Below are 13,759 nucleotides of genomic sequence, written 5' to 3'. Positions count from 1 at the left end.
GATAAATTTAGTTATTTTATCTTGTTACTCTCCAAATATGTAATGTTAAGAACGCTACTAAAAAGGAAGTTTTTACTCTTATTAAGGATAAATTTACCCCTTTTATTTTGTTATAAATAGCAATTTTGGAGTAATAACTTAGCATGGAATACAGCTAAGGAAAATTAACCTATTAATCTAAAAGTATAGCCCTAAAAAAATTAAAAAAAATGTTATGAAAAAAAAAGTATTGAGATTTTTTGTTTTATGTTTTTTGACAGTTATGTCTGCGAATGCTCAAAGTGAAAAAATTATAGCAACTGAATGCGCTTTTATACAAGGAGGCGAAACATCCCTTGAAGCATTAGGAGTAACAAAACCAGATGCGTTATTGGTTTTTAATTCTAAAGGAAATACCAAATACTCAAGAATTACTTTTATGAAATTTAAACTTCCTCAAGGTTTTGAGAGTGCAAAATCAGTTGAGTTTGATATTAGAATAAAAGTTTTTAAAGATAAAGTGTTTCCGGATTCAAAATTTGATTTGGATATACAAGGTGTTCCCAATAGTAAATGGAGTTCTCAAAGTATTACATTTAATAATGCTCCAAAATTGGGTAATGTTTTAGGTTCTGCTCAACTCAATCAATCAATAGATGATAAAACATTTGAATGGGTAAAAATAAAATTAGATGTCGATGGTATAAATGAATTGATAAAAGATTCGAAAAAGAGAACTATTTCACTTGCTTTGGCCAATAATATTTCGGTTTCAACCGGTGCTTCTATTGGAAAAGATTGCTTTTTAATTATAGAATAGATAAGTCAATTAATTTTTAGTTTTAGTTTAGTCAATTAAATCTGAAATCGCCTGTAAAATGAAAAAGTATTTTGCAGGCTTTTTTTTGTTTTTTTTCAACGGTAACCTTACAATATTGTTTTTTTTTAATGGAATATAAAATAGTGTAGTGATATTTTTTTTGCAAAAATAAAACAGATGTAGAAGCTAAGTTTTTCTTGTTTAATACTTTGAATGATGTATGGAAAATCAAAAAAATAAATAAAAGGAAAAATTTACACTTATTAAGGAAAAATTTAATCTGTTTAAAATAATAATAACCGCAATTTTGAAAACAGTAACAGCAGGGTTTTGAGTGTTGGCTGTTTTTTAAATACAGTTTTTACCCACGTAAAAAAAAGATTTTCCTGTGGTAAAAATAAAATAGTTCTATCAGTAAAAGATTTACAATATAAATAATAAAAAAATATGAGTGTTTTAAGAAAGATCATACCCTGTGCTTTTTTACTTCTGGCTTTTACTAGTACAGATAATTCGGCCGATTTATTAATCAAAGAAAGTTTCAAACGTGCCGAAATCATGTACACTGATATGATTAATGATCAATCAAATTATGACCTTTATCCACGCACATCGGCCAATGACGGAAGCTTAAAAAGCACCGATTTGAAAGATTGGACTTGTGGTTTTTGGGCAGGTGATTTATGGTATGTTTATGAATATACCAAAGATCCAAAATGGAAAGATGTTGCGACTAAATGGACAGAATCTTTAAAGGATAACCAATTTAATAAAGGTACTCATGATTTGGGTTTTATGATGTATTGCAGTTATGGTAATGGATACCGTTTGACAGGTAATAAAGCTTACCGTGATATCTTGATACAATCTGCAAAATCATTGGCAAGCAGATATAGTCCTGTTACAAAATGTATAGAATCATGGGATCAACGCATGTCCTGGGATGGAAAGACGCTTTGGAAATACCCTGTAATTATTGATAATATGATGAATCTGGAATTGCTTTTCTGGGCTTCCAAAGAAACAGGTGATCCTACTTATTATAATATAGCGGTATCGCATGCGAATGCTACTATGAAAAATCACATAAGACCTGATTATAGCACTTATCACGTTGTGAATTATGATGAAAAAACTGGAGCAGTTTTAAATAGAGAAACTTGTCAGGGGTTTTCTAATAATTCTACTTGGGCAAGAGGACAGGCTTGGGCAATTTATGGTTTTACCATAATGTACAGAGAAACAAAAGACAAAAAATATCTGGATACGGCTACCAAATTGGCTGATTTCTTTTTGAATAACAAAAGACTGCCAAATGACAAAATTCCGTTGTGGGATTTTAATGTTAATCAGGAAGGTTACACACCGCTGTGGAATTACAATAAAGAAAAATACAGTAATCCTATTCCGCGAGATGCTTCGGCAGCAGCAGTTGTTGCATCGGCACTTTTAGAAATAAGTACTTATTTGCCAAAAGAAACAGGAAAAAAATATAAAGCAGATGCGATTGAAATAATTGAGTCATTGAGCAGTAGTGCTTATTTGGCGATTCCAAAAACAAATAATAATTTTCTAATAAAGCACTCAGTAGGCAGTTTGCCTCATAATAACGAGATTGACGTACCATTGAACTATGCCGATTATTATTATTTGGAAGCATTGTTGCGATATAAAAAAATAGAAAATGAAATTTCCTTATGAAAGTGAAAAAAGAAAATATAAATAAGATGTTGGTTTGTATGTTTCTTGTTGTGATAAGCTTTCAATGCTTTTCGCAACAAGAAGCTGCCATTTATACAGCCTTTAAAAAAGACAGTAAGAAATGTGATTTACCTGATTTTTCGTATGCAGGATATCGGTATGGGGAACAACCAGTTCCTAATATTACTAAAAACGTAATAGACGTAACCAAGTTTGGTATTAAAACAAATACCATGAAAGACCAAACCAAAGAAGTGCAACAACTTATAGATAAAGTTGGCGCTGATGGTGGAGGTGTTTTGTATTTTCCAAAAGGGGTTTATTATTTTAATATGAACCCAAGAGAAAAGCAATTTTTGCAAATAAATCATAGTAACGTAGTGTTGCGAGGTGAGGAAAACAGTAGCAATGGAACTGTTTTTTTTGATGGTTATCCATTAACACAAGATGATGTAAGCCCTTGGTTATCTCCGGCTTTAATTCAAACTGCCACCAAATTGCAGCGTACAGAAAGTTTTTGGGGTATAGATTATCCTAAAAATGCAACGAACAATTCAGAAGTTATTTCGACCAATGCTGGGGTAGTAAATGGAGAAATTCAAGAAGCAAAGATTTTGACTCAATTCATTAAAAACGCCAAAAAAGGAGATAGAACGTTGTGGTTAAAAAGTTCAGAACATTTATCTGCTAATGATTATGTTTTGTTGGGCTTATACAATAGCGACGAAACAGGAACATTGATTAAAAGTATCATCAGTCCTATTACAGCATTTTATGATTTTGAAGCATCTGCAAAAAGTGCAGGTCCAAGTAGCGCGCCTTCTTACCAATGGCTGGTTCAAATTGAGAGCATAAATAAAAATAAAATTACATTAAAACAGCCTCTGAGAAGAGATTTTGATCTAAAATATAAACCTGTCGTGGCAAAGGCTGAAATGCTTAGCGAAATTGGTATCGAAAATATTTACTTAAAATCGGGTTGGGCTGGTTATTATTGCCATCACGGTTGTGAAGGAGGAGGAAAATACCAAGGCCAAGAGATGGATTACGGCTGGAATGCCATAAATTTTTGCAGAGTGGCAAATGGTTGGATTAAGAATGTGACTTTGGAAAATTTTACTAGTCCGATTTATTTGTTAGACAGCAGGAATGTTACTGTTGATGGAGCGGAATTTTTAGGTTTTGATGGTCATAGTGGAGTTAAAATTTACAGCCATGCCTGCGACAATTTAATTCAAAACCTGAATTTCAAAAACAATTTTACACATGTATTAAGCGGAGAGGGAAATGCTTATGGCAATGTTTTTAGGAATGTTGATTATAAGGCTGTCAGCGGAAAACCAGGTTTGTTTGATTTTCATGGCTTCAGTGACAGAAGATTTTCGCCACCCGCAGAAAATTTATTTGAAAATATCAAAGGACTAAATAAAATCAGTGGAGGCGGGGCGCCAAATAATTTGCCTCATACTGCAAATTTTAATACTTGGTGGAATGTAGAGCTAGCCGATTTTAATGATAAAGATTCGGAGATGTTTTATAGCTGGCAGTCTCCAGTAAAAGGTTTGGTTAAAGATAATTTAAGCCATCAAATGTATCCCAAAAGTATTTTGGCAGGAGTTTACCAACCTCAATTTGAGGTAACCATTAATGGAAACCAAGCAGATACTAATGACGAGTGGATTTATACTGAAAATTTTAATAAAGGAAAAGTTTATCCACTGTCTTTATATGATGCCCAATTGAAAATGAGGCTGAATAAAGTAACTAAATAACTTTTGGTTTATTACCTGAATATGAGTTAGGCTTTATTTCGCAAAGAAACCCGAAGTATTCACAAGGATTCACGAAGTATTTTTTCTTTGGGAATCTTTGTGTTTACTCTGAACATCTTCGTGAAATTTTTTCCTGTTTACGGAATCTCGGTTTAAGCATTAAAATTTAATTTTTATAGGCAAATGGAAGCCTTTTTTATAACAAAATACCAACTATCATGAAGACAACATCGTTTTTTTATTATTCATTTTTCATACTTCTGTTGGTGTCTTGTTCTCCAAAAAAAGTAAATGAAGCTGCAAAAAAGCCCAATGTAATATTTATTTATGTTGATGATTTGGGTTACGGAGATTTAAGTTGTTACGGAGCCACAGCTGTTAAGACACCAAATGTTGATTCATTGGCCACCGCGGGAATTCAATTTACAGATGCACATTGTACAGCAGCAACCTGTACACCATCAAGGTATTCTTTGCTTACGGGTAATTATGCCTTTAGAAATAATGCGGCCATTTTGCCTGGAGACGCTCTTTTAATTATCAATCCAAAACAAGAAACCATTGCCGATATGTTTAAAAAAGGGGGGTATGCTACAGCTGTAGTGGGTAAGTGGCATTTGGGGTTAGGGGATGGTAGTCCAAATTGGAACGGAATTATTAAGCCAGGCCCATTAGAGATAGGATTTGATTACAGTTACCTAATACCCGCAACACCAGACAGGGTTCCTACAGTATTTGTTGAAAATCACAATGTAGTCAATCTAGATCCAAATGATCCGATAAAAGTGAGTTATAATGAGCGAATAGGAACAGATCCTATTGGCTTGGAAGATGGAGAGATTTTAAAAATGACTGCCGATGCCCAGCACAGCGGAACAATAGTGGATGGAATAAGCCGAATAGGGTTTATGAGTGGTGGTCATAAGGCTTACTGGAAAGATGAAGAATTTCCTAATATATTGACTAAAAAGGCCACTGATTTTATTACAATCCACAAAGACAAACCGTTTTTCCTGTATTTTGCTTTGCCAGATATTCATGTTCCCAGAGCGCCAAACCAAAAATTTGTAGGCGCTACAAAGATGGGACCACGTGGCGATGCTATTGTTCAAATGGATTGGGTTACAGGTCAGATTGTCAAAAAACTGAAGGAACTTAACCTGACGGATAATACTATAATCGTTTTTAGTAGTGACAATGGACCTATTTTGGATGATGGGTATGCTGATAAGTCGATTGCAAATGCTGGTTCACACCATCCTGGAGGAAGTTTCAAAGGCGGAAAGTATAGCGCTTATGAAGCAGGAACCCGCGTACCGACAATTGTTTATTGGCCAGGTAAAATAAAGCCAGCCAAAAGTCAGGCATTACTTAGTCAGGTAGATTTTTTTGCTTCATTTGCTAAATTAATTGGTGTAAAAATCAAAAATAAGGAAACCGCCGTCGATAGTTTTGATATGCTTGACGTTCTATTGGGTAAAAATAAAAAAGGCCGTACAAATATGCTTGAGGAAGCTTTTACGATGGCTATCAGAGATGGGAATTGGAAATACATTGCACCTCAAACCAGACCAACTCCCGATTGGTTGGTCAATAAAGATGTAAAATCTGGATTACAGCAAACTCCACAACTTTACGATTTAAGTAAAGACCCAAAAGAAGAAAATAATTTGGCAGAAAAAAATCCTGAAAAAGTTAAAGCTATGGCTGCCCAATTGGCACAAATAATAGAAACTCCTACAAATAAATAAACATTCGGCTGATTTATTGTAATCCTATGTCGAAAAGACAAATAGGAATAGCAAATTATTACTTCAAAAATAATTTGGGCGTGCCACCATTAGGAAAAGGGGGCATCACATAGTAACGTATACTCGCCCCCTTTCCCTAATGCTGTCGTGCTGTACGCGTTACTTTGGTAACTTGCTCCCATCACTCACGCGCAATGTCATTAAGTTAAGCTTTTTTTATGTCATTTCGACGGAGGAGACTCGAGCGACAGCGAACAGGCGAAGCAAATCACATAACGTGAGTCTCTAGTGAGATTCCTCGTGCCTCGGAATGACAAAACGATGGTTTTTATCCTTAACTTAATGACATTGCACTCACGCGTATGCAATACTTAAGAAAACAGCAATAAAAATTTCATCTAATACCTTTTGGGCACAATTCTTTTTACATGATCCTCACTTATAACCTGAGTTCGATTATTTAATAGTTTATTATTTAGTGGATACCTTGCAGGAACATCAAGTGACATGATTTATTTGTAAATAAGTTTTATGGCGTATTAATCGAACTTAGGTTTATACACATATTTGGTTAAAGAAAGACAAAATCCCTATTGTATTTTCCGAACACCTACGATTGGAAAATATGAATTGTATATTCTTTTGGTTTTCAATTTAAGAAAAGACCCAAAAGAGAAGAAAAAATTAGCAGAAATAAAAATATGGAAAAATAAATTCATGACTACTCAATTATTAAAAACATTGAAAGTTCCTACTAGAAAACAGATCATAGTAAATTAATCTTACTAAATGGTTACGGCTAGATTAAAAAAAAGCTCGATACATTGTAGAATAAGAGAAAAAGGAATATTTTCCCCTTCAAAAGGAAGAATTTAACCTTTTAACCAGATACTCCAAAGTACATTTGAAATTATCTTTTGAAGAAAACGTTTTCGGTTGAAATAAATTATTAATAACATAAAAAAAGAGGTTTAAAAAAACATCTTATTCAAAAAAAGGTTTTCTCAATTAGAAAAAATAAAAAATAAAAAATGAATCAAAAATTAATTTATGTAAAAACAACCAACTATTTTCCAAAAACAGATTTAAAGCATTAACTAAGAACTAAAATAAATGATTATGAAAAATTTGAACTCGAAATACCAACTTTTTACTAAGGTCTTCAGACTTTTCCTTGTTGGTATTTTTATGACAATTGTACCAACTTTTGCGCAGGCACAGGGCAAAATGATTTCTGGTACTGTACATGATGAAAAGAAAGAGCCATTACCGGGTGTTACAGTATCGGTAAAAGGAACGAAGGAAGCAACAATGACTGATTTTACAGGTCAATATAAAATTAAAGCCACTTCAAAAGATCAGTTGGTTTTTTCTTATATTAGTTATGAAACAGCTACAATTACAGTAGGAGACAGAAGTAGCATTGATGTAGGGTTACATTCTACAACAAGTAACTTGGAAGAGATTGTTGTAATTGGATACGGAACAGTTAAAAGAAAAGATTTGACAGGTTCTGTTGGAAGTGTATCAATGGCAGATATCAACAAAGCTCCGATTCGTTCTTTTGACGATGCTTTGGCTGGTCGTGTTGCCGGGGTTCAGGTAACTTCGTCAGACGGTAGACCAGGATCTGGTGTTGATATCGTAATTCGTGGTAATAACTCGCTTACACAAGCTAACAGTCCATTATATGTTATTGATGGTTTCTTGATTGAAGACCCTAACAATAACGTAATCAACCCTGCGGATATTGAGTCTATCGATATCTTGAAAGATGCTTCGGCTACGGCCATTTACGGAGCTCGTGGAGCCAATGGGGTTATCGTAATCCAGACTAAAAGAGGTAAAAAGGGTAAACCAGTATTTACTTTTAACTCTACTACAGGAGTTCAAAATTCAATATCCAGAGTAGAGGTGATGGATCCTTACAACTATGTGAAATATCAAATAGAAGTTGATCCTACACTTGCTGCTCCAGTTGGATCGCCAAAAACACCGACTGAGCTTTATCTTACTGGACCAGGAAGAACATTAGACTATTACAAGACAGTTAAGCCAGTTGATTGGCAGGATTTAATTACTCGTACTGCAATGTATAAAAACAATGATTTTGCAGTGAGAGGTGGAACAGATAAGTTTAAATATGCTGTTTCTCTTTCTATGGTAGATCAGGATGGTGTTGTGTTGAATTCCAATTATAAAAGATATCAAGGGCGCTTAAATCTTGATTATAGTATTACTGATAAGTTAAAAGTAGGTATTAATACCAATTATAGCTTCTTGAAACAAACCGGATTAGATCCAACAAAAGGAGATTTTGCCGGAGCGACAACTTCCAATGTTTTTGCATCTGTTTGGGGAACACGACCAGTGCCTTCTGAAACTTATAATATTGAAGAAGAATTTGTTGATCCTAGTATAACCAACGCTTCTGATTACAGAGTTAATCCGATTGCTGCTCTTGAAAATACTTACGACGTAACCGAAGTAAAAAACTTTGGATTTAATGGTTATGTAGAGTATTTATTGGCTAAAAATCTGAAATTGAGATCTACTTTTGGAATCAATGAAAATAGATCTGAAAGAGATGAATTCTATAATTCCCAAACGTCTAGAGGACGTAAAGGAAGTGTTAATGGGGTTCAGGGAATCATTGGTAATACCAATTACAGTAACTGGTTGAATGAAAACACTATTACTTGGGATAAAACCTATGGTAAATCAAAAATTGTTGCTTTAGGAGGGTTTACTGCCCAACAAAGAAAAGACTGGTTCAATGGTTATTCTGAGTATCAATTGAAAGATGAGAGTTTGATGTTTGACGGTATGGGAATTGGACTAGGGGTACCTCAAAGAGTAATTCCTACCAATACTGAGTGGACAATGGCTTCATTTCTGGCTAGGGTTAATTATAACTATGGTTCAAAGTACATGATTACAGCTTCGATGAGAGCGGATGGATCTTCTAAATTTCCTACTGAAAATCATTGGGGATATTTCCCATCGGGAGCGATTGCCTGGAAATTCAAAGAAGAAAATTTCTTGAAAAACAATAAAGTTTTATCTGATGGTAAATTGCGTGCGAGTTACGGACAAACCGGTAACAACCGTGTAGGACCTTATGATTATCTTACTACTTACTTCAATCCAATATCAAATTCCTATGCTTTCAATGGTGTATATATGGATGGAGTTATTCCTAATACACTTGGAAATTCTGAGTTGAAATGGGAAACTACAGAGGCAATGGATATTGGACTTGATTTAGGTTTCTTTGACCAAAGAATTTCTTTTGCTGCAGATGTTTATAAAAAAACGACGAACGATTTGTTATTGAAAACACAAATTCCAAATTCTTCTGGATTTACTACAGCATTTAAAAACGTTGGTAGTATAGAAAATAAAGGATTGGAATTGACATTGAACACTAGAAACATTGTTACCAAGGATTTTACATGGAGTACCAGCGCCAATATTGCGTTCAATAAAAATAAATTATTGGCTTTAAATGAGGGACAGGATTATATGGAAAGTACTATTAATAACTTTGATGTAAATACCTCTGGTTATATTGCAAGAGTAGGAGAGCCTATAGGACTAATGTATGGTTTACAGTCTTTAGGGACTTACAAAAATGAAGATTTTACAGGTAGTGGTACTACAGCTGATCCTTACGTGTTAAAAACTGGTATCGCTGGTAATGGAAATACAAGGGCAAGTATCAGACCTGGGGATGTTAAATATCAAGATCAAAACGGGGATTTAACTATAGACAAATTAGATTATACCGTAATTGGAAATGGTCAGCCAAAACATACTGGAGGTTTCAGTAACAATTTCACTTACAAAAACTTTGATTTGAACGTTTTCTTCCAATGGTCTTATGGTAATGACATTCTAAATGGTAACCGTGTAATCTTTGATGCTGCAGGAGCTGGAATAAATAAAAACCTTTTCGCCAATTTCGCAGACCGTTGGAGTCCTGAAAATCCAAATTCAGATATTCCACGTGTTAGAGGTTATATTGGATCTGCTGGTGGATATTCAAGTTACACTGTGGAGGATGGTTCTTATTTAAGATTCAAAACGCTTGCTTTAGGATACAATGTAGATCAAAAATTGGTTACCAAATGGCACCTAAAATCAATGAGATTCTTTGTTTCGGGACAAAATTTATATACCTGGACAAAATATACTGGGCCTGATCCAGAGGTTAATACTAACAGAACAGCTCTAACACCGGGATTTGATTATTCGCCTTATCCTCGTGCACGTACAATTGCTTTTGGAACGAATATTACATTTTAATAACCTTAAATTACATTCATAATGAAAAAGATATATATAATATTGGGCTTGATTGCTATGAGCACAAGTTCATGTGAGAGTTTTTTGGATGAAAAGCCGATTGATAAAGTTGGATTGGAGCAGTATTATACAGATGAAGCCGGTTTGACTCAGGTTTTAGCAGGGGTTTATGATATACTGGGTTCAAGTAATGTTTATGGTAACTTAATAAACACTACCTATGAAGTACAATCAGATGAGAGTTTTTACGGTCGTAATACTGCAACAGGTTTAGTTGTAAATCTTTATAATTTCACGGATCCAAATATTGCCAATTATTGGACCGACCTTTACAAAGGAATTGAAAGAGCCAATGATTTGATTGCCAATATTAATGTGGCAACAATTGATGAAACAAAACGCCAACAAATATTGGGAGAAGCTAAGTTCTTAAGAGGTTATTATTATTTCCTTTTGGTAACTCATTTTGGTGATGTGCCTTTGAGATTGACTCCAACGACAAGTCCTGTTGGAATTAGCATGGCTAGAACTCCAAAAGCTCAGGTTTACGAGCAAATATTGAATGACATGAAGGAGGCCGAAGGCAAAGTGGCTACTTCATCGGCTATTGGATTTCCGGGCCGTGTTTCAAAAACGGTAGTTGATGGGATTTTGGCAAGAGTATGTTTGTACATGGCGGGTTATCCTCTAAATGATACTTCAAAATATGCTGAATCTTTAGTTTGGTCTAAAAAAGTAATCGATTCTGGTGAGCATGCTTTGAATGTAACTTTCGATACTAATCCTGCTTTTAACAGTTTTAATCAGACTATTCCAACTGTTCCTGCAAATTCTAATAATGCTTACCGTCAAATATTTATTAATCCAGCACTAGATAAATATGACACAAAAGAGTGTATGTGGGAAGTTGAATTTAAAGGGAATCGTGCTGATGGGTACTTTGAACTTGGAGGCTTAGGAAGTCAGATTGGAATTACTTTTACGCCTGCAAATGGTTCGCCTCTTATGAATACTATTGGATATTGTTATGGATTCGTAAAAGCAACACATAGATTATTCAATAGCTATGATGCTGCTGGTAGAGATTTGCGTCGTGATTGGAATTTGGCCACTTACACATGGGCTATCAACAATACTACTAATGTCGCAACCAAAACTGCCATTGGCAAGAATGTTCAATATGGTAGAGATGCTGCGAAATGGAAAAGAGAATACGAAGCCATTAATCCTAAAGATAAAAACCAAAGCGGTATTAATTTCCCTGTATTGAGATATGCTGATGTACTCTTGATGTATGCTGAAGCACAAAATCAGGTGAATAATGGTCCAACTGCAACTGCTCTTGAATATGTGAACCAAGTACGAAGAAGAGGATATGGCTTGCCAATTGGTACACCAAGTTTGGTTGCTGATTTGCCATCAGGTTTAAGTAAAGCTGCTTTTCAGCAACAAGCTATTGAAGACGAGCGTATGCGTGAATTGTGTTTTGAAGGATTAAGAAGATTGGATTTGATTCGTTGGAAAGGTTTAGGTTATGTTACTGTTATGAATGCTGTAGGGAATGAAATAGCAGCAAGTCCTGCAGCTAACCCACCTGCACCTGCGCCACCTGTGATAGTTTCTGATACCCGATACGGTAGAGTCGGAGGGCAAAGTACTACCCAAAAGAACTTATTGTTCCCTATTCCTTCAGTAGAAATGTTGTCTAATAAGTTGATAACTCCAGCTGACCAAAACCCGGGTTGGTAAAATCTAGTTTAATACTAAAAAAGTTGGTAAAATGGTACAAAGTATTTTTACCAACTTTTTTATCACATTTTAATATTCATGAAAACAATTCAGTACTATTTGGTACTATTGTCCTTTTGCAGCTTAACTGTTTCTGCCCAAAAAGACAATAGCAAGGATCATTTTGCTATGCAAAAACTGATTCATGACAATTTCGCATTTGCCGAAAAGCAATACCAATATCTAGAAAAAGCAACACCGGCAAATGAAATGCCAAAAACATTCGAGCATAACAAAAATGTTAGTTCCGATGTTTGGTGGTGGTGCAGCGGTTTTTATCCCGGAACACTTTTGTATATTTATGAATATACCAAAAAACCTTTAATCCTTGATGAAGCCAAAAAGAGACTTGCTATATTGGATACGGTAAAGTATTACACCAAAAACCATGATTTGGGTTTTATGATGTATTGCAGTTTTGGGAATGCTTATCGATTAACGAAAAACGAAGAATACAAAAAAGTGATTCTTCAGTCTTCAAAATCATTAGCAACCCGATACCGCCCCGATGCCAAAGTGATTCAGTCATGGGAGGTTAGCGATGATGGATTGCGAAACGGAAAAGGTTTTGTAGGCCCGGTTATCATTGACAATATGATGAATCTCGAAATGCTGGAATGGGCGAGTCATAATAGTAATGATCCAACTTTTGCAGACATTGCAGAAAATCATGCCAATACAACGATCAAAAATCATTTCAGACCGGATTACAGCAGTTATCACGTACTGGATTATGATTTGAAAACAGGACAAGTTCTTAAAAAAGTTACGGCTCAGGGATATGCAGATTCCAGCGCATGGAGTAGAGGACAGGGATGGGCATTGTATGGTTACACCATGATGTACCGATTTACAAAAAATCCTGATTACTTAAAACAAGCACAAGGAATTGCCAAATTCATTTTGAACAATCCTAAATTACCTGCAGATAAGGTTCCGTATTGGGATTTTGATGCTCCAATAACTCCTAGTACTTTACGCGATGTTTCGGCGGCAACCATTTATGCATCTGCATTATTGGAATTGGGTCAATACACTTCAGGGAAAGAGAAACAGAATTATGTTGATGTTGCCAAAACCATTTTGAAGTCATTATCAACTCCAAAATACAGAGCAAAATTAGGTTCAAATGGAGGTTATCTGTTAATGCATAGTGTGGGCTCGATCCCGCATAATGGGGAAATTGATGTACCGCTTACCTATGCCGACTATTATTTCCTGGAAGCATTATTGCGTTATAAAAAATGGTATTTATAATCTGTGGAGGATTATAAATCCAGCACATAGCAACACAGTTTTTTAATTAATCAGCAATCATATTAAACTGTGATAGGATTAATTAAAAAATTGTGTTCTATGTGTTTTATATTTTTATTCACATTTGAAAAAAGTTTATACAAAAGTCTTTATGATGACTATTTGAAATCAATTTTCAGAACAAACAATTAAAAGATTAGCTACGAAAAGTTTATTTTGCATAAAGTGGAATATTGGAACATAAAATTGGACGATTTTCCGCCTAAAAATGAATACAACTAGGTAAATTTGAAAATATTTATAGCTATTTTTTTAGGTCATTAATGAAACAAGGAATTTGATTAATGCATTTGAAACCAAAATAGCTAAAACTAATTACATAA

The 13,759-nt window shown here is 34.6% G+C and carries 7 protein-coding genes; all 7 read left to right on the top strand.

Going from position 1 to position 13,759, the window contains the following annotated elements:
- Positions 1–214: 214 nt before the first annotated feature.
- The 7 genes from EM308_RS13325 (at position 215) to EM308_RS13285 (ending at position 13,376) form a co-directional block, all read left to right on the top strand.
- A complete protein-coding gene (locus EM308_RS13325) occupies positions 215–799 on the top strand; it encodes a CBM96 family carbohydrate-binding protein (RefSeq protein ID WP_157503411.1) in 585 nt (194 codons plus the stop codon).
- A gap of 447 nt (positions 800–1,246) precedes the next feature.
- On the top strand, positions 1,247–2,500 hold the full coding sequence (locus EM308_RS13315; protein WP_070261859.1) for a glycoside hydrolase family 88 protein: 1,254 nt from the start codon (positions 1,247–1,249) through the stop codon (positions 2,498–2,500).
- Positions 2,497–4,272 carry a DUF4955 domain-containing protein gene (locus EM308_RS13310; protein WP_035635054.1) on the top strand — a complete coding sequence of 592 codons (1,776 nt, stop codon included), beginning with the start codon at positions 2,497–2,499 and terminating at the stop codon, positions 4,270–4,272. Before EM308_RS13315 ends, EM308_RS13310 begins: the two co-directional genes overlap by 4 nt.
- A gap of 218 nt (positions 4,273–4,490) precedes the next feature.
- Positions 4,491–6,023, top strand: coding sequence for a sulfatase family protein (locus tag EM308_RS13305; protein ID WP_035635051.1), 1,533 nt, complete (start codon positions 4,491–4,493; stop codon positions 6,021–6,023).
- 1,119 nt (positions 6,024–7,142) lie between these two features.
- A complete protein-coding gene (locus tag EM308_RS13295; RefSeq protein ID WP_051877676.1) occupies positions 7,143–10,331 on the top strand; it encodes a SusC/RagA family TonB-linked outer membrane protein in 3,189 nt (1,062 codons plus the stop codon).
- A 21-nt stretch (positions 10,332–10,352) separates the two neighbouring features.
- A complete protein-coding gene (locus EM308_RS13290) occupies positions 10,353–12,080 on the top strand; it encodes a RagB/SusD family nutrient uptake outer membrane protein (protein ID WP_035635049.1) in 1,728 nt (575 codons plus the stop codon).
- 78 nt (positions 12,081–12,158) lie between these two features.
- A complete protein-coding gene (locus EM308_RS13285) occupies positions 12,159–13,376 on the top strand; it encodes a glycoside hydrolase family 88 protein (protein WP_035635048.1) in 1,218 nt (405 codons plus the stop codon).
- Positions 13,377–13,759 lie beyond the last annotated feature (383 nt).

This window comes from Flavobacterium gilvum, from assembly GCF_001761465.1.
GTDB classification, from domain to species: domain Bacteria; phylum Bacteroidota; class Bacteroidia; order Flavobacteriales; family Flavobacteriaceae; genus Flavobacterium; species Flavobacterium gilvum.
This window is presented reverse-complemented; position numbering and strand designations above follow the sequence as displayed.

Coding starts and splice junctions, on each gene's coding strand:
- EM308_RS13325 (WP_157503411.1), top strand. CDS start 215: ATGAAAAAAAAAGTATTGAGATTTTTTGTTTTATGTTTTTTGACAGTT.
- EM308_RS13315 (WP_070261859.1), top strand. CDS start 1,247: ATGAGTGTTTTAAGAAAGATCATACCCTGTGCTTTTTTACTTCTGGCT.
- EM308_RS13310 (WP_035635054.1), top strand. CDS start 2,497: ATGAAAGTGAAAAAAGAAAATATAAATAAGATGTTGGTTTGTATGTTT.
- EM308_RS13305 (WP_035635051.1), top strand. CDS start 4,491: ATGAAGACAACATCGTTTTTTTATTATTCATTTTTCATACTTCTGTTG.
- EM308_RS13295 (WP_051877676.1), top strand. CDS start 7,143: ATGAAAAATTTGAACTCGAAATACCAACTTTTTACTAAGGTCTTCAGA.
- EM308_RS13290 (WP_035635049.1), top strand. CDS start 10,353: ATGAAAAAGATATATATAATATTGGGCTTGATTGCTATGAGCACAAGT.
- EM308_RS13285 (WP_035635048.1), top strand. CDS start 12,159: ATGAAAACAATTCAGTACTATTTGGTACTATTGTCCTTTTGCAGCTTA.